This window comes from Serratia fonticola, from assembly GCF_001006005.1.
Classification (GTDB): domain Bacteria; phylum Pseudomonadota; class Gammaproteobacteria; order Enterobacterales; family Enterobacteriaceae; genus Chania; species Chania fonticola.
The window spans coordinates 1163229-1183885 of sequence record NZ_CP011254.1; the positions used below are offsets into that span (position 1 = coordinate 1163229).

The window sequence follows — 20657 nt, forward strand, 5'->3', positions numbered from 1 at the left end:
TCACCACCATTAATATCAAAATCACTCCGGAAGCCGCACATATCGTATTCAACGAGTTCTGGCCGTTAGGTTGAAATGGATCTAACGCATCAAACGCTGGCCACGCCCCCGCATCACCGCCATTGGCCGCGGGCAAATCAAGTTTGTGCTCGAACTGCCCGAGCTCTTCGACAACATATATAAACAGGCGCAGGGGTTCACTTCTCCACAGATACACGATCCTTGTACGATCACCTATGTGATCAATCCTAACGTAATGACGGTGCGGAAGGTGCCGATTGATATTGAGCTGACTGGTGCTCTGATATTGGGGATGACGATCACGGACTTCCGCTTCCCGTCCCCTGCAGATTGCTATACTCGGGTGGCGCTGAAGCTTGATGAAACTGCCTTTTGGGATCTATTTGTGGATGCTTTGGAGGGGATTGGGGAAGTTGAGAAGTGGGGGATGGCTGGAATTATCGGGGATATCGCTGGGCGTGATCCCCGATAATTCCATTGAATCGATGCCCCTCGACAGGTTGATGCAGGCCGATTTGGTACCAGTAAAACATTACCCAAGTGAATTTTATTGTAGCCAAGTATAATTAAAACAAATATTTTATATAACCCGTAATATGAACGTCTTTTTGAATAGAAATTACGAGAGCTTATTGAACATTTCGTTGTATCTGGTAAGTCCTAGACACGAAGTAAGGTTCTACATGATCCGCTACGCTTGTAGGGGAAAAATTACGAGAACTAAACTGCAGGAATTACGTAATATTTGACTGAACGCTTGGGGTAATGATGGTTTTTTGCAACGGATAAAAGGTCAAAGTTAGAGCAGAGATGAAGGGAATTAAGCTCATGCCAAAAACACCCTAGGATATGGAAGACAGCTGACTCTATAGAGATGAGAACTATAGATATGCTAAAGTAGTTGCACTGGCTCCAATCATATTGGACAGTGTGCCTAGTGCTAGAAGTGGGCTATGTAAAAACTCAAACTCACCTTATTTTTTGTCGTTTTAGTCACAGAAATGTTTGACGAACAACTGGTAAAGTTTGCATTGGTACTAATTATGTTAAAATCTGTACAACTTGTAGGCACAGTGCTTTTATTAGACTATCATGCTATTTTCAAACGGCAATGGAGTAAATATGTCAATATCAACTATTTCAAGTTCAATTAGCAGATTACAAAAGGAAATTGCAGATATCCACCACAAAATAAGTTTGGAGACAAAAAAAGAATCTGACTGCAATAGTCGAATCGGACAAATTGAAAGAAGCATTACCAAAAGTACTAGCCTTAACACACTGAAAAGTAAGAGCGCTGAAGTTCAAAGAAAGCAAGGTGAAATAGCCAAGATACAAGTAAAAAAAGCGGATTTGTATAAAACGCTATCAGGGAAAGAGGGACAGTTGTTAAAAGTCAAGCAAGATCTTCTTAAGGAGGAGGAAAAGGAGCGTAAAAAACAAACCATAGCCGACGAAAGAGAAAGAAAAAAACTTGCAGAGATAGAAAAAAAACAACAAAGAGAGCAAATTGACTACCAACGCAGGTTACGAACCGAAATAAGTCAGACAGCCAACATGGTTACTTCGGTGAACGCATTGGTAACCCCTCAGAATATTTCACATGGAAATACTGTGAAATATGACTTATTTATTTCTCACGCTTCAGAAGATAAAGAAGAATTTGTTCGCCCACTAGCTGAAACACTAGAAAGCATTGGAGTTAAAGTATGGTATGACGAGTTCACTTTGAAAGTCGGAGATAGCCTAAGAAAAAGTATCGATCAAGGCTTAGTAAATTCCAAATTTGGAACAGTAATTCTATCATCCGCATTTTGTTCGAAGAACTGGCCGCAATATGAACTTGACTCGATGGTTGCGAGGGAAATGAACGGTCATAAAATGATATTACCAGTCTGGCATAAAATCACAAAGAATGAAGTAATTAGTTTTAGCCCAGCACTTGCTGACAAGGTTGCGTTGAATACGTCTTTACAAAGCATCGAAGAGATAGCGGGGCAACTTGCAGAAGTAATATTGGGCACAGAAGTCTAACTAGGTGTGCTACAGAAGTTGTACTCGTTAGCACATCTATACTTTCATAGAGACGGTATTATGCTTTAAAGAATGAGGATGCATATGAGAGATATTCGACCTGAAGGTGATTTTATTGTAAATGGTGACTTTACAGTAAATGAGGGTTCTCAGAGTGAATATATTCCTTTCGAACAAATGAACGTAGAGCAACTGAATCACTCGCTTAAACTTCACCAAAAACTGGCCAAAGAGGAGCGTTCAAGAATTGACAAAATATCATTTCGCCTATTGGGTATCGCGTTATTTTTTGGCCTAGCACTGTCTTTATGGAGTTTTATAAATGATGGTGTCGATGGAGCCATGTTTCTAATTGGCTTGGTAGGCATTGGTATGCCCGTAATGCTCGCTTTAAAGAATGGTGAGCAACAGAGCGCATTTGAAAAAAGGCAAATAAATACTATCAATTATCTTGCAACCTTAATACGTGAGAGAAAATAAATAAATATATCAACAGCAGAAAAAAGTCTAGTTCCTTCATCACTCTGCTTTTTATGCTGTTGATATAATATATTAAACTTCCTTCATAAATATACAGGCGTGCCGATTTTAGCGGAACTTTACTGCAGAATACTGTCATATTGAGTAACGACGATTACATCAGCTAAAGTTGATGAATATATAAGCCGTCTCTCAGATACCTTTGATACACAGACCTCCCAAGAAGTGGGGGCATCAAGGCCAAAACTTGGCGACAATATTTGCTTTCGTCAACCGAACAACATGTGACCTTTGTAATCAAACAGATCGAGTTACGTGTTCTCTATCATTACCACGATTTTCATCGCCATATACACTGGCATTAGAGAGACAACAGCAGAACTTTTCCGCCAACCAAAAGATCAAGGTGCTCACGGAGTCTGAGGTTATCCCTAAGCAAAATGGAGAACAGATTAAGAACTCGCTTTGGCCCCAACCCGCGAGGGTCAGGGCTTGATACATAAAACCGCGCTTATTACGCCGTGCCACCCACGGTGAGTGAATCCAGCTTCAGCGTAGGTTGGCCAACCCCTACAGGCAGGCTCTGCCCTTCTTTACCGCACACGCCTACGCCCTTATCCAGCGCCAGATCGTTGCCCACCATCGAAATCTGCTGCATCGCCTCAATACCTGAACCGATCAACGTGGCGCCCTTCACCGGCTTGGTGACGCGGCCATTTTCGATCAGATAGGCTTCAGAGGTAGAGAAGACAAATTTCCCGGAGGTGATATCCACCTGACCACCACCAAAGTTCGGCGCATACAGGCCATATTCTACGCTGGCGATAATATCTTCTGGCGTCGACTTGCCCGCCAGCATGTAGGTGTTGGTCATACGCGGCATTGGCAGGTGAGCATAAGACTCGCGGCGGCCATTACCGGTAGGCGCAACGCCCATCAACCGTGCGTTGAGCTTATCTTGCATATAGCCTTTCAGGATGCCGTTCTCAATCAGCACGTTGTATTGGCCAGGCACACCTTCGTCATCGATCGCCAGTGAACCACGGCGGCCTTGCAAGGTGCCATCATCCACCACGGTGCACAGCTCAGAAGCTACTAACTGCCCCATCTGGCCACTGAATACTGAAGTGCCACGGCGGTTGAAGTCGCCTTCCAGCCCGTGACCGACCGCTTCATGCAGCAGCACCCCAGGCCAGCCCGCGCCTAGTACCACAGGCATAGTGCCCGCAGGAGCCGCCACGGCAGATAGGTTGACCAGCGCCATACGCACCGCTTCTTTGGCAAAAGCATCGGCACGTACTTCACCATCCACCACTTCCAGGAAGTAGTCATAGCCAAAACGGCCACCACCACCGCTGGCTCCGCGCTCACGCTTGCCGTCTTCTTCCACCAGCACGCTGACGGAGAAGCGCACCAGCGGGCGAACGTCTGCCGCCAGAGTGCCATCCGTTGCCGCAACCAATATCCGCTCATACACGCCGGTGATGCTTGCCGTTACTTCCTGCACGCGCTTGTCTTCAGCACGCGCGACCTTGTCTACCCGGTGCAACAGCGCGATCTTCTCTTCCCGCGGCAGGCTTTGCAGCGGATCGAGCAAAGGATACAGCGCCTGATAGCCGATCTCGCCCAGCGTATGGACTTTGCCATTGCCGCTGTCACGCACAATGCTGCGAGCAGCCTGTGCACTTTGGTTCAGGGCGTTCAGGGTGATTTGGTCCGCATAGGCAAAGCCGGTCTTTTCACCGCTGACCGCGCGCACGCCAACGCCCTGGTCGATATTGTACGAGCCATCTTTAATGATGCCGTCCTCAATCACCCAGGCTTCGTGGTAGCTGGACTGAAAATAGAGGTCGGCGTAATCGAGGCGGCGTTCGGCCAGTTGACCCAATACGGAGAACAGGTCTTGATGACTCAGCTTATTCACAGCGAGTAACTGCTCACTGACAAACGACAGGCTCATAATTTTTTCACTCTTTATTGGAGGAGTTTTCAACCGGCGCAATCAGCGTCGGCTGGAATCGGTTGTGCTGCATCACCGGCATCTGTTTGCGGATGGTATGCAACTTGCCGGTATCCACGCGCACTTTCAGCGCGGAGACCGCGTCGGGGTTTTCTGCCAGCACATTGCCCCAGCTGTCTACCACCATGGAATGTCCCCAGGTGCGGCGGGTGGCCCCGTGACGGCCTACCTGCGCAGGAGCCAGGATCACACACTGGTTCTCGATAGCGCGGGCACGCAGCAAAATCTCCCAGTGTGCCTCACCGGTCACGCGGGTAAATGCGGCGGGCACCGAGATCAGTTCCGCACCTTGCGCGCGCAGCGCCTGATACAGGCCAGGGAAGCGCAGGTCGTAGCATATCGTCATGCCCAAGCGGCCAACCGGCGTATCAACCACCGTTAATTGCTGGCCATGCTGATAGGTATCCGACTCGCGGTAATGGGCATGGATATCATTGATATCCACGTCGAACATGTGCAGTTTGTCGTAACGGCCACGGATTTCGCCCTGATCGTCAAACAGCAGGCTGCTGGTGGTGATGCGTGTCGGATCTTCGCGGCTGATCAATGGCATAGAGCCAACCAGCAACCATACTCCATAACGGCGAGCCATATCACGCACCGCCTGCTGCAGCGGCCCGTGACCTTCCGTTTCCGCATGTTCACGGTAGGCGGCCGAGTTGGCAAACAGTAAGGCGTTCTCCGGAGTCATCACCAGTTTTATCCCGGGATTGAGCTGCTTGATCTGCTGCTCAATCTGGGCCAGGTTGTCCCGTATCTGCTCACCGCTACACAACTGTAATAACGCAACGTTAGCATTTTTCATGGCGATTTATCCTCTTTTGGCTTACGCAACACCTCATGAATACTTGGGTGGTCCAGGCTACCGGTAATGTCATAGCGGATAAACGAGATCTTGCTCCACAACGGCCCCAGCACTTTCGAGGCTGCAAACACCGCCGCCCCCACAATCGGGTTGATCACAAACGCGGTCGCCACGCCAACCGTCGCCGAGATCTCTGGCGCTATCACGGCCTGCATATCAATCTGGCGTTTCACCAGGTCGATCTGGCCGCTCATGGCGATATCCGCCGCCAGCCCATCCACCAAAAAGTTATCTGTATGCATTATGCCATCTTTCGCCCAGATAGTGCCGCGTATGGAGTCAAAGTAAAATCCATTACCGAAAGTATCACGGAAGTCGAACTGTAATTTACGCAGCAGGGCATCAAAGCTGACCAGGCGTAACAACTGCCCAGCTCGGCCACCGCCGACGTTATCAATCTCGCCTTTGCCCAGATCGACCTTCATCGTGCCATTGAGCGTGTTGATCTGCGGTTTCCATGGCTGCCCATGCCAGTGCAGATCAAAATCGATATCGTAGGGTGCGTCTTTTAATGGAATGATCACGCCGAAGAAACTGGCGGTACGATCGATTTTGCTGCCCAGCAGTTTGCCCTTTAATGCACTGCGCTCTTCCTGAGCGTTCTGTTTCCACAGGCCGGTGGCGCTCATACGGCCATAGCCGGTGTCCACCAAGCCATGGCTTAGCACCAGCGAGTCCCCCTCACGTTTGAGATCGGCCTCCACCGTGCCAAGATTCTGCCCCATCATCCAGCAGGATTTACAACGCAACATCAGCGAAGGCCAATCCTGGAAAGAGATCCGCTCCTTCGAGTCCAACGGGTTGGTACCGCCAGCACTGCCATCGCCGCTGGCAAACTGCGGGTTGTAGTAAAGATAGCCGAGATCCGCGCGCCACACGCCCTTATCCGGCATCGACAGACTACCATCAATCTCTTTACCCTTGGCAGTGACGGTCGTTCCCGCCAACTGCTGCACGACCGCCAGCTGAAGGTTATGCCACGCCTGTCCGCCCAGCGTCAGCTGTGGGGTTTCGAGCGTTACGCTGGTTGGGAACACAAAGTTGCCCACCTTGCCTGCACCGCTGCTTTGCTTCATCGCCGGTGCCAATAGCCCCAGCCATTGCTCGCCATCCAGCGCGGGCAGATTGAGCACCAGGGATTTATCTTTGGGTAACGTTGGGGTAGTGGAACCACCGGTTTGCCAGGCGGCACGTGCCAGCGTCACCTGCTGTTTGGCCAGCAGCCATTCGCTGTTGAAGTGGTTTTGCTTGCCCGCACTGCCATTGAGCATAAATCCTTGCAGGCCGCCATTCACTTTTACGCTAACCGGTAACGCTTCCCCTGCGGCTTTATTCAGGGGAGAAGGTAAGTGACTGCTTACTTTTTTCAGATCGGCATTCACACCAATCTCATAGTTCAGCTCGCCTTTATGCGGCAGGTTGATCGCCACTTTACCCTGCCAGGCCGCGCTGCCTGCCAGCTTTTTGGCAAACTCTGGCGGCAGGCCTTCAACCTTGGCCGGTTGCCAATCGCCTTTCAGCCCAACGTTAACCTTATAATCCTGTTTGCCTTCCAGCGTATCGAAGTTGACCGTCAGCGGCTGCCCAAACCAGTTGGCCGTCAGGGTATCGCTCTGCAGGTTGCCGTTGTCGAAACGGAACTTGCCGCTCACTCTCTCTAGCTGGCTCTCCAGCGGCTTGACCAACAGCGAGTTGTTATTCAGCGTCACTTCACCGCTGGCGTTAACCAGCTCACCGTCCAACGGAATATTCAGATGTAAGCGCCCACTTACATTGCCACCCACCTGCAGCTCATCTAATGCCGCCCCGACAGAGTCATCCAGTGGGGTCTGCATGAAATAGTCGTGGATAGCTTGCCCGGTCCCCGCAACGTCGGCATCAATCAACAGGCGTTGTTTGCTATAGTCCGGAATGACGGCGCTAATGTTTCTGCCCGTCGCATTGCCCAGTTTGGTTTGCGGCGCATTCATCCACAGGCCATTGTTGGCAAAGTCGAGGTCGATCGCCAGATCGTCCAGCGCTGGCCATTCCGGCTGGAACTGGAAGGTAGCATGGCGTAGTGGGACAAACACCTGAAACTGCCCTTCGTTCTTCTCATATGGGAAGTGCTGTGGATCGCCCGCATAAATCAGGGAAGCATTATCAACCTGCCCACCCTGGATCGCTTCGCTGAGGTAATCCACCAAATGTTTACCCATCAGCGGTTCAGGGAAATAACGCCAGGCATCGCCGGCATCATACAAACGGATGCCAGCCAGAATATCCAGCCAAGGCTCGCCGTTGGCCGGTTGCTGATAGCGGAAATCACCGTTAATCCACAGGGATTTGGCCTGTACATCCAGACTTTGACTTGCCAATTGCCAGCCTTGAGCGTTGTTTTGCCAGGTCAACGCCCCGCTCGCACGGCCGATCTCCAACGGTGCCCGGAACATATCGCCATAAGGCAGCGTGCTGTTGTTCAGCCCCAGCGTCAGACGGCCGTTTTCCACGCCCCCGGTTAACGCGCCGGAAAAGTGATCGACGCCCGGCAACAGTTTCCAGTGTTGCCAGCTCAGATCCTGCCACCACGCCTGAAAACGGGTTTTTTCCGGCTGTTGCAGTGGGATATCCAGCGCCAGCGCCCTGAGCATGCCGCTAGGTTGTAAGTCTTTCCAGTGCTCCAGCACTTCCGGGCTGAGGAACGAGAAGGTAGGCAGCAACGCTTCCAACCGTTCCAACTGGATGCCGGTGGCACGGATACGGAGTTCTTCACTCTGGTTTGGCCCGATAAATTGGGTATTTTCCGGCAACCACAGCGCAGTAAGGGTTCCCGGTGCCCAGGCTTGGCCATCGGTTTTCAGGTTCAGGGCTGGCACATGCACCTGCCAGCCGTTGCCCTCACGGCTCAGTGCCAGCGCCAGATTATCGACGTCCAGCCGGTGTTGATCGCCACCCGCTGACCAACTGGCGGTGCCTTTATTAAGCAGGACATTACCGCTGTAGATTGCACCATTCTTGATATTGAGCCAGGCGGCCAGGCTGAAATCGGCGCTTTCGAGACCGGTATTGGTTTGCAGCCAGCGGCTGAACCAGGGCTTCATGTCGATCTCATCGGCCTGCATATAAATGGTGCCGGTGTTGAGCAACCCCTGCTCATCCCGCAGATCCAGACGTAGCTGGACCGCACCATGCTGGCCATTCAGACTGGTCAGGCTGATTTGACCTTCTGCGCGGTGGCGGTTTTGGCTGTTGAGCCAGGTCATTTGCGGGATGTGGAATTCAGCACGCGAGCCTGATGGGGTAAGGAACGAGAGGCGGCTGTTGCGCAGATCAAAGTGATCCAATTGATACAGGAACAGATCGCTGACCCCGTTTGGGGTAAGGCCATTTCCATTACTGCCTTCACCCCCGAGCGTCGTGTTAAGATCGAGCTGCAGTTGATAGAAGGTGAGATCGCGGAACTGCCAGCGCCAATGCAGCAGGGATTGCCACACGTCCAGCGCCAGCGTGACCCGCTCGATCTGGATCGTGCTTTTTGGCAAGGCCAAACGGATGTTGCGGGCTTCCAGCGTTGGGCCAAAGGTTTCCCAACTGCCCTGGACATAGTCGGCTTCGACGGGCACCCCGGCGATCGCCTGCACCTTCTCCAGCAATTGCGGGCGATAGTGGTTAAGCTCAGGCAGCACCAGACGCAACCCGCTGATCAGCAACGCCACAACAACTATCAAAATGGCGCCTGTGGCTAACAGGATCCCGGGCAGTCGCCTCACGCATTTCTCCTTAATGACCAAATATATAACCTAACGCTTGTGCCCCTCACCCTAACCCTCTCCCACAGGGAGAGGGGACCGATAGAGTTCGTTATCAGTTGCAGAAATTTACCTGACCATCACAGATTATTAAGCCACATCAAGAACACCATACTTAACCACGACACCGTACCAGCTCCCTCTCCCCATGGGAGAGGGTTGAGGTGAGGGGTATTACATCATCACAACGTCAAACTGTTCCTGGCTGTATAACGGTTCGATCTGCACCTTGACCTGTTTGCCAACGAAGATTTCCACTTCCGCCAGCGCGTGTGACTCTTCACTTTTCAGCGCTTCACCCACGGCCGCAGATGCATAGACCAGGAAACGATCGGAATCATAAGCATGATGCACGCGCACGATCTCACGCATAATCTCATAGCAGACGGTTTCCACCGTTTTCACCGTTCCGCGCCCTTGGCAGGTCGGGCAGTCGTTACACAGCACATGCTCAATACTTTCACGCGTGCGTTTACGCGTCATCTCCACTAAGCCTAGCTGAGAGAAACCGTTGATCGTGGTTTTTACCCGATCTTTACTCAGCGCCAGCTCCAACGAGTGCAATACCCGGCGGCGGTGTTCATCATTGTTCATATCGATGAAATCAATGATGATGATGCCGCCCAGGTTGCGCAGCCGCAGCTGGCGGGCAATGGCCTGCGTCGCTTCGATGTTGGTATTGAAGATGGTCTCGTCAAGATTGCGGTGGCCAACAAAGGCCCCGGTGTTGATATCCACGGTGGTCATGGCTTCGGTTTGATCGATGATCAGGTAACCGCCGGACTTCAATTCAACCTTGCGCTCCAGCGCGCGCTGGATCTCGTTCTCGACGTCGTACAGATCGAAGATCGGCTGGCTGCCGGTATACAGCTCCAGCTTATTGGTGATATCCGGGATGTACTCGCCGGTAAATTCCACCAGTTGGTCATGCGTCAGGCGTGAATCGACGCGGATACGATCCAACGCCGCCCCGGCAAAGTCGCGCAGGATACGGTGCGCTAACGCCAGTTCGCCATACAGTTTGTACTTGGTCTGGTTACGCTTTTTGCGCTCCATGACCTTGGTCCACAAGCGCTTGAGGAAGGCGGCATCCTGCGCCAGCTCTTCTTCGCCGATCCCTTCCGCCGCGGTGCGGATGATAAAACCGCCCAGATCGTCGCAATATCCCGCCACGGCGCGCTTAAGACGCTCGCGTTCGGCTTCGCTTTCAATGCGTTGGGAAACCCCCACGTGAGCAGCGCCCGGCATAAAGACCAGGTAGCGCGAAGGTAGAGTGATATCGGTAGTGAGGCGTGCGCCCTTGGTGCCAAGCGGATCTTTTACCACCTGAACCATCAGGTCCTGCCCCTGGCGTACCAGTTCGGCGATATCACGCACGGAGAAATTCTTTTGTTCATCACCGGCAACACACTCGGTGTGCGGCATGATATCGGAGGCGTGCAGGAAGGCCGCTTTATCCAGGCCAATATCGACAAAGGCCGCCTGCATGCCGGGTAACACGCGGCTGACACGCCCTTTGTAGATATTGCCCACGATGCCACGCTTGGCTTCGCGCTCAATATGGATCTCTTGCAGAATGCCGCCGTCAATATAGGCAACCCGCGTTTCCGACGGCGTAATATTTACCAGTAGCTCAGCTGTCATGCTTTCTCCTCAGAGCCGGTGTAGCGCCTGCCCTTATCTTTCCTGTGCTCACGCTATCGCGGCGACGGGAAATCTAGTGGTGGCATCAACCGGTTCTTACCTCTCGTAATGCGACAAAATGACTGAGCAGCTCATGTGTTTCGACCAGCGGCAACCCCATCACCGCATGATAACTTCCGGTTATCGTTCTGACGAAACAACCACCCTTGCCTTGAATTCCGTAAGCGCCCGCTTTATCCATCGGTTCGCCCGTGGCGATATAGTCGCAGATATCCTGTGGTGACAGGTTGCGGAAGGTCACGTCGGTGACCACCAGCTGGCATAAAACGCCCTGTTTATCGGCGATCGCCACGGCAGTCATCACCTGATGCTGTTTCCCGGACAAGGCTGCCAGCATCTGCGCCGCATGCTCTTCATCCCGCGGTTTTTCCAACACCTGGCCGTTCAACACCACGATAGTATCTGCCCCCAGCACGGGCCAATCCTGTTGCGCCAGGGATACACCCGCCCTGGCCTTATCCTGCGCCAGACGGCGAACGTAATTTTCCGCCGCCTCCCCTTCCTGCCGCTGCTCTTCAGTATGCGTCAGAATGACTTCGAACGGTACGCCGAGCAGAGTCAGCAGTTCATGACGACGGGGGGAACCGGAAGCAAGATAGAGCGAAAACATCGTTATAACCTCATTGTACGGCAAACTGACGGCGGATCTTACGCATCAGCAGGAATAACCACGGCCAAAGCACGCCGTTGACCACACTACTCCAGAACACCTCGGGGCGGAAAGAGACGTTGATCACTAAAAACTCCGCCCAGAACACCACCACGTCCATGGCCAATGATAGCAGCACAACGATCAGCGCTTGCTGCCACAGTGCCATATTGCGGAATAATTGGAATTTGAACGCGACGAGATAGGCGATGATACCCATGGCCAGCGCACGTACGCCGAGCGTGGAACCCAGGATCAGATCCATGATCAGCCCCAGGATAAAGCCGGTGCCGACGTTAACCCGATGGGGTAACGCCATCACCCAGTAAGTAAGGATCAGCAGCAGCCAGGATGGCCGAAACATGTAGATTTGCTCCGGCCACGGCATGATTTGCAGCACTAATGCCACCAGGAATGATAGCCAGATAATCCAGCGCCCATTGCTGCGATAGCGATTCATCGGGTTGCCCCCACCGCTGGCGGCTGAACGGTACCGGTAGCGGGAGCGGGCAGCGGAGCCGGTGGGCCCATGGCATCAGCCGGTGGCAATACCTGCGGCATCATCTGCATCAGGCGTTCATTGGCAACGCGATGGACTTCTTCCGGCGGCAGCGGCATGGTGCCGTTGCGATCGGCGCCCCATAGTAACAACAGATAGCGCAAGCGTTGCAGACCAGCGGTTGGCCGCGCCTGGATCACGGTATAGGCGCGTTGGTTATCCACTTTTACCGAGGACACCACAGCTACCGGATACCCTTCTGGGAAGCGGCCACCCAAACCGGAGGTGACCAGCACATCCCCGACGCGGATATCGGTATTGCCCGGCAAATGTTCCAGCTGCAGGTCATCCGTACAGCCACTGCCTGCGGCAATCACCCGGATATCATTGCGCAATACCTGGATCGGCAACGCATGGGAAGCATCACAGATCAGCAGGACGCGGCTGGTCATTTTAGCCACCGCCACCACCTGCCCGACCACGCCTTTATCACTGATAACCGGCTGGCCTTCATAAACCCCGTTGTCCGACCCTTTATCAATCACTACTTGATCGCTATAGGGGTCTGAACCGGTGGAGATCACCTGAGTGACCATTTTGTGTTCGTCCTGGCGCAACGGCGAGCCCAGCAGCTCACGCAAACGGGCATTTTCCTGTTTGAATTGGCCAAGAAGAAGATTATCGCTGTTTTTGAGTAACAGTTCCTGCCGCAGAGCACGGTTTTCCAGCTCTAGCTGTTGGCGGGTAGCCAGCGTTTCCGATACGCTGTCCAAAACTTTACGCGGCCCGTTAGCCAAGAAGTAAAAAGGGCTGACGGCGGTGTCCATGTAGTTTCGTATTTTAACGAACGTACCGAGCCGGCTGTCGGCAACGATCAGTGCAATCGCCACGATCACTGCCAGGAAAAGTCGTAGTTGCAGGGAAGGCCCCCTGCTAAAAATCGGCTTCATAAATTATGCACGTTCCTCGACAACAGAAAGAGGAACGCACCAGATGCCAGGTTAATGCCGTCATCCGCTACGATCCCTCCATTCTGGGGCTGCTCACTATTCTTCGCTGAACAAATCGCCGCCATGCATGTCGATCATTTCCAACGCCTTGCCACCACCGCGAGCCACACAGGTGAGAGGATCTTCAGCCACCACGACCGGGATACCGGTCTCTTCCATCAGCAGGCGATCCAGGTTACGCAGCAATGCGCCACCACCGGTCAGCACCATACCGCGTTCGGAGATGTCGGAAGCCAGTTCCGGCGGGCACTGTTCCAGCGCAACCATGACCGCGCTGACGATGCCGGTCAGAGGTTCCTGCAAAGCTTCGAGAATTTCATTGGAGTTCATGGTGAAGCCACGCGGCACACCTTCAGCCAGGTTACGGCCACGCACTTCAATTTCACGCACTTCGTCATCCGGATAGGCCGAGCCGATGCCGTGCTTGATACGTTCTGCAGTAGCTTCACCGATCAGTGAACCGTAGTTACGGCGCACGTAATTAATGATGGCTTCGTCAAAGCGGTCGCCGCCGATACGCACGGAAGAGGAGTACACCACGCCGTTAAGCGAGATCACCGCCACTTCAGTGGTACCACCACCGATATCAACCACCATGGAGCCAGTGGCTTCCGATACTGGCAGACCCGCACCGATCGCCGCAGCCATAGGCTCTTCAATCAGGAAGACTTCACGCGCGCCTGCACCCTGAGCGGACTCACGGATTGCACGGCGTTCAACCTGGGTGGCACCAACAGGTACGCAAACCAGTACGCGCGGGCTAGGGCGCATAAAGCTGTTGCTGTGAACCTGCTTGATGAAATGCTGCAGCATTTTTTCGGTGACAAAGAAGTCGGCGATCACGCCGTCTTTCATTGGGCGAATAGCCGCGATATTGCCAGGCGTACGCCCCAGCATCTGCTTGGCGTCATGACCTACGGCCGCAACGCTCTTGGGTGAGCCGGCACGATCCTGACGAATGGCAACCACCGACGGTTCATTCAGTACAATGCCTTGTCCTTTAACATAAATCAGGGTATTGGCGGTACCCAAGTCGATGGACAAGTCATTAGAAAACATGCCACGAAATTTCTTAAACATAACGAAAGGATAATCCTGCAAGCTGGGGGCGGAAAATAAAATCCGCCTACTTTACCAACCACACGAAGCAGCGACAAGGCGCAAAAACGTCCTACTTCGGTGAAAATTAGTCTGCGTTATTTGTGACCGAATGCACGGAAAGCGAATGGGGCCTGATATCCCTCAACAAAGGCTCAGCTAGCCACCAAATCAACGTACCAAACGGCAGTAACACAGCTCATAAAATCTAACATTTTTCCTGATTGTCACCGGTGGTAAGCACCTACTGACGCCCACAGGAAAAGACGGGCCATTCTACGTTAATTTTTGCCCGGTCATCAGGTTAAACACGATATCGACGCGAATATTTTTTGCGAGCTATATCGATCGGCTCTGGAGAAGCGAAAAAGTCCCCCTGCCCACCTAGGATCCCGCGGTCTTTCAGCGTCTGCCATTCGTTGCGCGTACGCACGCTGGCGGCAAAAACCTTCGCTTGAGTGCCTTCGCAGGCACCGGTGAGGCTCTGAACGAACAGCTGATTCTCATCCCGCCGGTCAATACTCCGTACCAACCCAGGGTGAAGCTTGACGATCTCCACCGGTAACGACTTGATATAAGAGGTACTCACCACCGTCAACCCGGCCTGAGAAACCGCCAGACGACAGCCCAATCCGGTCAGCAATCGCAGCACCGGACGCAAACGGTCGATATGTTGACACACATCTGCCTCTGCAAGTTCAATCAGAATTCGCCTGCGGTGACTTTTTTCACACTGTAACAGGGTATCGCGCAGCCAACGTTGAAAACTGCGCTGCAATAATGAATCAACGCATAGTGGAAACGCCAGCGTCTCTTCCGGCCACAGTGCCAATAAAGGAATAATCCGATTCATCTGCTGGCGGTCATAGCTTTCCGCCAAGCCAAGCTGATTGACCAGCGGCATATACTCGGCAGGCAACAGTTCCTGTGCGCCATCATAAATCCGGCTCATGATTTCGCGGTGATGCACATCACCTTCCACCGTCACCGCCGGTTTTTGATATAAGCGAGGGCCGCCGCGGGCCAGCACCTGTTCAAGCAGCGTGCGCCATTTAACGCTGCCGCGCCCTTTCTCTGGCACATCGCTATCATAGACGTACCAGCCGTTTTCGCCTTGCAGTACGGCGTGGCGGGTCGCCTGTTCGGCGTAATCGATGATTTCTTCCGTGGTCTGCCCGCTGCGGTAGGCCACAATACCAATATGCAAGAACGCCTCACGGTCAATCAGCGCCGTTGAGGGCAAGGAGTCGATCGCGTTGACCAGCTGCGCCGCGATGCCGTCCGCTTCTTTCAGCGTGCGGTGTGGCAGCAGAACGGTAAAATCACTGTGGAAGTAACGGGCCAGTAAGGCGGCAGGATAGCGCATGACAAAAGTGGACAGCAGGTTGACCAACGAATACATCAGCTCCTGCACCGCTGCATTGCCGTGAATTTCACGCAGGGTATCGAAATCTGGCAGGCGCACCATCATGACGATGCCGTGTGACCCGACATCTTCCAGCTGAGTAGTGAGCTGATTATCAAAGAACAGCCGGTTATTGAGGCCGGTTTTGGCATCCTGAGCGGCAAAAGCACGGATCAGGGTATCTACCCGGCTACGCTCCTCACGTGCTTCGGCCAAATCGGCCAGCAGGCGATCCAACGCACCGCTGACGCTGGCGGGCCATTCGCGAACGTCTCCCTTCAGCACCTGTTCACGCTCGCCGTTGAGAATGCGCCGCGCTCGGCGCTCCAGGCGATCTTCACCTACCGCCTGTTCACGCAGCCAGCGTAAGCTGAACAGCAGGATCACCACCATGATGACGATTGACAGCGTGACCGCCGCTGTGGACTGCAAGGAACGCACGTCGCTGGCGAACGGATCGAGGTAGGTGACATTTACCCGGGTGCCGGGGTGATGCATCATGGTTAACGAGGTTTGGCGGTAGCCAGCCAGCGATGCCCAAGGGGCTTTGATGGTCGGCAGGCTGTAGGAGAAAAGGTTGCTGGTTTCGGTATCGACATGAATCGCAACGATGCCTAGCGGCCGCATCACCAAGGGCAGCCAGTTATCCTGAGCCTGCAGAGGTTGAAGCAGCATTGCCTGATCGATGGAAGTGGCCAGGGCTTCAAAACGGCGCTCTAGGCGCTCCTGGGTCACGTAAAAGAAACTGTATGAACACCCCATCAGCATCAAGAACATAGCCAATGCGACGAGCAGGGTGATTAGAGCAGAGAGTTTGGTTGTAAATCTCATCCCTGTGCCTTCTGCGCGATGATAAAATGAAGAGCCACCTTTTGATGTGCCAAGGCCCCGTTCCTGCTCGATTGAAAACAACGCAATACCCTGATATTAAAAATCATGAAGCGACTTCAATTTCTTTGCCAGGCATCAGGTTAGCGCTTACAAAGCTATCAAGCCTAGCCGACGAAGAAAACCATTAAACACTCTTTTTTTGTCCTTTATCAGGACAGGCTTTTTTATTATGCATATAGTCAGACAATACTGAACTATACATTCATATAATATATGAAAAAGCGGGGAACGATGCATGCGCGTATTATTATTGGAACAAGATGGCGAAAAAACCCTGGCACAAGTCAAGAATATTGATAGTGAGCAGTTGCCAGAAGGGGATGTGACGGTCGACGTCAATTGGTCCAGTCTCAACTATAAAGATGCCCTGGCGATCACCGGCACGGGGAAAATCATTCGCCACTTCCCAATGGTGCCTGGTATCGATTTTGCAGGCCTGGTACACAGCAGCAAAGATCCGCGTTTTAAACCAGGCCAGAGCGTAGTGCTCACCGGCTGGGGCGTTGGCGAAAATCACTGGGGCGGGTTGGGCGAACAGGCCCGCGTTAGCGGCGAATGGCTGGTACCACTGCCACAAGGGCTATGTGAACGTAAAGCGATGATCCTCGGCACCGCTGGTTTTACCGCCATGCTGTGCGTGATGGCACTGGAAGAAGGCGGAGTGAAACCGGAGGACGGCGACGTTCTGGTCACCGGAGCCAGCGGCGGCGTCGGGAGCACAGCGGTCGCCCTACTGTCCGCTCTGGGCTATAGCGTCACCGCCATCAGCGGGCGCGACAGCAATACCGACTATCTGAAATCCCTCGGTGCCAAAACCGTGCTACCCCGTAGCGAATATATTGAAACACCGCGCCCGCTGGAGAAACAGCTGTGGGCCGGCGCCATTGACACCGTCGGCGACAAATTGCTGGCTCGCGTGCTGGCGCAGATGAATTACAACGGCACCGTTGCCGCCTGCGGCCTGGCGGGAGGCTACCAGTTGCCGACTACCGTGATGCCGTTTATCTTGCGTAACGTGCGTCTGCAAGGCGTTGATTCTGTGCTCACGCCGCTGCATCGTCGCCAAACCGCCTGGGAACGTCTGGCCGGTATTCTGCCAGAGAGCTTCTATGAGCAAGCAACGCAGGAAATTCAGCTGGAAGACGTGCCCGCCGCGGCTACCGCGCTAATGAACAATCAGATCACTGGCCGCACCCTGGTAAAAATCCGTTCATAATCTGTGGGGCGCCGCATCCGGCGCCTGCTTTTTCCCCACAAGAAATTACCTTCTGTTTACCTCTCTTTACATCCCCCCTCTCGCAGAAAGTTGGCTTTCACGCCATGCTTACACCATCACTTGCGGAGAAAAAAAATGAAACAACAGCGAAAACTGACCGAAGCCGATGTCACGCCGGAAAGCGTGTTCTATCAGCGGCGCAAGGTGCTCCAGGCGCTAGGGATCACGGCAGCCTCGCTGGCTTTGCCCATCCAGGCACAGGCCGACTTGCTTTCCTGGTTCAAAGGTAACGATCGGCCCCCGGCTCCAGCAGGCAAACCGCTAGACTTCAGCAAGCCAGAAGCCTGGCAAGCCAAGCTGGAGCTGACGCCGGAAGAAAAAGTCATGGGGTACAATAATTTCTACGAATTTGGCCTGGATAAGGCCGATCCCGCGGCCAACGCAGGCTCACTGAAAACGACGGACTGGAAGGTGAAAATCGACGGTGAAGTCGGCAAGCCCATCACGCTGGATATCGACGATTTACTCAAGCGATTCCCGCTGGAACAACGCATTTATCGCATGCGCTGCGTCGAAGCCTGGTCGATGGTGGTGCCGTGGATCGGCTTTGAGCTGGGCAAACTGCTTAAGCTGGCCGAGCCCAACAGCAACGCGCGCTACGTGGCTTTTCAAACGCTGTACGATCCAGAGCAGATGCCCGGCCAGAAAGATCGCTTTATTGGCGGTGGCCTCAAGTATCCCTATGTCGAAGGTTTGCGCCTTGATGAAGCCATGCATCCACTGGCTCTGTTGACCGTGGGCGTGTATGGCAAGATGCTGCCACCGCAAAACGGTGCTCCGGTGCGCCTGATCACTCCATGGAAGTACGGCTTCAAAGGCATCAAGTCTATCGTGCAGATCACCCTGACCCGCGAACAACCGCCAACCACCTGGAATCTGTCCGCTCCCAACGAATATGGTTTTTACGCCAACGTGAATCCCCATGTCGATCATCCGCGCTGGTCGCAGGCCACCGAACGTTTTATCGGTTCCGGCGGCATTCTGGATGTGAAACGTCAGCCCACGCTGCTGTTCAACGGTTATGCCGACCAGGTGGCTTCGCTATATCGCGGCCTCGATTTACGGGAGAACTTCTGAGTGCGCTTAACCCCCAAGCAGATCACCTGGCTAAAAGTAGCCATCTACCTGGCGGCATTTCTGCCCTTTCTGTGGCTGGTGTTGTCTGTCGATCAGGGCTGGTTCAGCGCCGATCCGGCCAAGGATATCCAGCATTTTACCGGCAGGATGACGCTGAAGTTGCTGCTGGCCACCCTGCTCGTCACTCCATTGGCCCGCTACGCGCGCCAGCCGTTACTGATCCGTTGCCGACGCCTGCTGGGTTTGTGGTGTTTTGCCTGGGGAACCTTGCATCTGGTAAGCTACTCGACGCTGGAACTGGGGCTGAGCAACATTGGCCTGCTGGGGCGCGAACTGGTAACTCGCCCCTATCTGACGCTAGGTATCCTCTGCTGGTTGATTTTGTTGGCTCTGGCGGCCACCTCAACGCTATGGGCACAGCGTAAATTGGGGGCCAGCTGGCAGAAGCTGCATAACTTCGTCTATCTGGTGGCTATCCTGGCACCGATCCACTACCTTTGGTCGGTAAAAACGTTGTCACCGCAGCCTTTTATTTACGCGTCGCTGGCGCTGCTGTTGTTAGCTCTGCGTTACAAGAAATTCCGCTCATGGTGGCGTAAACCGCGCTAAATCCGGCAAGATTGGCGATAAAAATCCCCTGGAGGGGCGCGGAACTTTTCTGTGTTCTACCCCTCATAATCCAATAGCGGCACTTGGTGTTTGCTGATTTAGGGTTGAATATCTTCGCTGATAAGACCAGTATTTAGCTGCGAATTGCCACGATATCGTTATAATGCCCGACCTTGAACCTGTCGCTGCAGCAAAATCTGCGCGTAACAGGTGACAAATCGGTGACATCGGGTTATTTTCTACGATGATGGTTTTATTGCCGGAGATACCAGCACAATGGCGGATAAGTTTCACATTTTGCTTCTGAACGGCCCCAATCTCAATCTGCTGGGGACGCGTGAGCCGGAAAAGTACGGCAGCGCTACGCTGGCAGAGATTGTTAACGGATTGGAAAACCAGGCGCTCGCGCTAGATATCACCCTGAGTCATCTGCAGTCCAACGCCGAGCATGCGCTCATCGATCGCATTCATCAGGCACGCGGCAATACGGATTTTATCCTGATTAACGCTGCCGCGTTCACGCACACCAGCGTGGCGTTGCGCGATGCACTGTTGGCAGTACAGATCCCGTTTATCGAGATCCACCTGTCCAACGTGTACGCTCGTGAGCCTTTCCGTCATCACTCCTACCTGTCTGATATCGCGGTAGGCGTGATCTGTGGCCTCGGCGCGGATGGCTACACATTTGCTTTACAGGCAGCGGTTCGCCGTTTGTCAAAAACCCACTAATTGCTACACAAAAAGAGTACGGAATCACACTCATGGATATTCGTAAAATCAAGAAACTGATCGAACTGGTTGAAGAATCAGGCATTTCTGAACTGGAAATCTCTGAAGGCGAAGAGTCGGTTCGCATCAGCCGTGCCGCACCGGTGCAGGCTTACCCAATGATGCAACAGTACGCAATGCCAGCCCAGCAGCAGCAACCTGCTCTGGCCAACGCCGTTGCCCCTGCTGCCGCAGAAACCCCAGCAGCACCAGCGGCCATGAGTGGCCATATCGTTCGTTCACCAATGGTAGGGACCTTCTACCGCACCCCAAGCCCGGACGCGAAAGCCTTCGTGGAAGTGGGCCAGAAAGTGAACGCCGGTGATACTCTGTGCATCGTTGAAGCCATGAAAATGATGAACCAGATTGAAGCGGACAAATCCGGTGTGGTTAAAGCGATCCTGGTAGAAAACGGCCAACCGGTTGAATTTGACGAGCCACTGGTCGTCATCGAATAACGAGG

The 20657-nt window shown here is 53.4% G+C and carries 16 protein-coding genes and 1 pseudogene; 8 read left to right on the plus strand and 9 right to left on the minus strand.

Going from position 1 to position 20657, the window contains the following annotated elements:
• Positions 1-11: 11 nt before the first annotated feature.
• The 3 genes and pseudogenes from WN53_RS05110 to WN53_RS05120 all read left to right on the plus strand — a co-directional run.
• Positions 12-493 (plus strand): annotated as a pseudogene (locus WN53_RS05110) (nucleoside hydrolase); the annotation flags it as partial.
• A 650-nt stretch (positions 494-1143) separates the two neighbouring features.
• Positions 1144-2055 carry a toll/interleukin-1 receptor domain-containing protein gene (locus tag WN53_RS05115; protein ID WP_024483766.1) on the plus strand — a complete coding sequence of 304 codons (912 nt, stop codon included), beginning with the start codon at positions 1144-1146 and terminating at the stop codon, positions 2053-2055.
• A gap of 84 nt (positions 2056-2139) precedes the next feature.
• Positions 2140-2535: a hypothetical protein gene (locus WN53_RS05120; RefSeq protein ID WP_024483767.1), complete on the plus strand. Its 396-nt coding sequence runs from the start codon at positions 2140-2142 to the stop codon at positions 2533-2535.
• A gap of 514 nt (positions 2536-3049) precedes the next feature.
• Here the strand turns inward: WN53_RS05120 and tldD are convergent.
• From tldD to csrD, 9 genes are all read right to left on the minus strand, one after another.
• Entirely contained in the window at positions 3050-4495 is a 1446-nt protein-coding gene (gene tldD / locus WN53_RS05125) for a metalloprotease TldD (protein WP_024483768.1), read from the minus strand.
• A gap of 7 nt (positions 4496-4502) precedes the next feature.
• Entirely contained in the window at positions 4503-5360 is an 858-nt protein-coding gene (gene nit1, locus WN53_RS05130; protein ID WP_024483769.1) for a deaminated glutathione amidase, read from the minus strand.
• Positions 5357-9169 (minus strand): AsmA2 domain-containing protein YhdP, encoded by a 3813-nt coding sequence (yhdP, locus tag WN53_RS05135; protein WP_024483770.1) that lies wholly within the window; start codon positions 9167-9169, stop codon positions 5357-5359. Before yhdP ends, nit1 begins: the two co-directional genes overlap by 4 nt.
• A 213-nt stretch (positions 9170-9382) precedes the next feature.
• Positions 9383-10852, minus strand: a complete 1470-nt coding sequence (rng, locus tag WN53_RS05140; RefSeq protein ID WP_021180761.1) for a ribonuclease G — start codon at positions 10850-10852, stop codon at positions 9383-9385.
• A gap of 85 nt (positions 10853-10937) precedes the next feature.
• Positions 10938-11522 carry a Maf family protein gene (locus WN53_RS05145; protein ID WP_024483771.1) on the minus strand — a complete coding sequence of 195 codons (585 nt, stop codon included), beginning with the start codon at positions 11520-11522 and terminating at the stop codon, positions 10938-10940.
• Positions 11523-11532: 10 nt separating this feature from the next.
• Entirely contained in the window at positions 11533-12021 is a 489-nt protein-coding gene (gene mreD / locus WN53_RS05150; RefSeq protein WP_024483772.1) for a rod shape-determining protein MreD, read from the minus strand.
• Positions 12018-13010 carry a rod shape-determining protein MreC gene (gene mreC, locus WN53_RS05155; protein ID WP_024483773.1) on the minus strand — a complete coding sequence of 331 codons (993 nt, stop codon included), beginning with the start codon at positions 13008-13010 and terminating at the stop codon, positions 12018-12020. The genes mreD and mreC overlap by 4 nt, the downstream gene beginning before the upstream one ends.
• A gap of 96 nt (positions 13011-13106) precedes the next feature.
• On the minus strand, positions 13107-14150 hold the full coding sequence (mreB, locus tag WN53_RS05160) for a rod shape-determining protein MreB (protein ID WP_021180765.1): 1044 nt from the start codon (positions 14148-14150) through the stop codon (positions 13107-13109).
• A 322-nt stretch (positions 14151-14472) separates the two neighbouring features.
• Positions 14473-16404 (minus strand): RNase E specificity factor CsrD, encoded by a 1932-nt coding sequence (gene csrD, locus WN53_RS05165; protein ID WP_024483774.1) that lies wholly within the window; start codon positions 16402-16404, stop codon positions 14473-14475.
• A 295-nt stretch (positions 16405-16699) separates the two neighbouring features.
• Here csrD and acuI point away from each other — a divergent pair, with 295 nt between their 5' ends.
• From acuI to accB, 5 genes are all read left to right on the plus strand, one after another.
• Positions 16700-17680, plus strand: a complete 981-nt coding sequence (gene acuI / locus WN53_RS05170) for an acrylyl-CoA reductase (NADPH) (RefSeq protein WP_024483775.1) — start codon at positions 16700-16702, stop codon at positions 17678-17680.
• 135 nt (positions 17681-17815) lie between these two features.
• Entirely contained in the window at positions 17816-18817 is a 1002-nt protein-coding gene (gene msrP, locus WN53_RS05175) for a protein-methionine-sulfoxide reductase catalytic subunit MsrP (RefSeq protein WP_021180768.1), read from the plus strand.
• Positions 18818-19426, plus strand: coding sequence for a protein-methionine-sulfoxide reductase heme-binding subunit MsrQ (msrQ, locus tag WN53_RS05180; RefSeq protein ID WP_024483776.1), 609 nt, complete (start codon positions 18818-18820; stop codon positions 19424-19426).
• A 276-nt stretch (positions 19427-19702) separates the two neighbouring features.
• On the plus strand, positions 19703-20155 hold the full coding sequence (gene aroQ / locus WN53_RS05185; protein ID WP_024483777.1) for a type II 3-dehydroquinate dehydratase: 453 nt from the start codon (positions 19703-19705) through the stop codon (positions 20153-20155).
• Positions 20156-20187: 32 nt separating this feature from the next.
• The gene (gene accB, locus WN53_RS05190) at positions 20188-20652 is read left to right on the plus strand and encodes an acetyl-CoA carboxylase biotin carboxyl carrier protein (RefSeq protein WP_024483778.1); all 465 of its coding nucleotides are present in this window, start codon (positions 20188-20190) and stop codon (positions 20650-20652) included.
• The last annotated feature ends 5 nt before the right edge of the window (positions 20653-20657 follow it).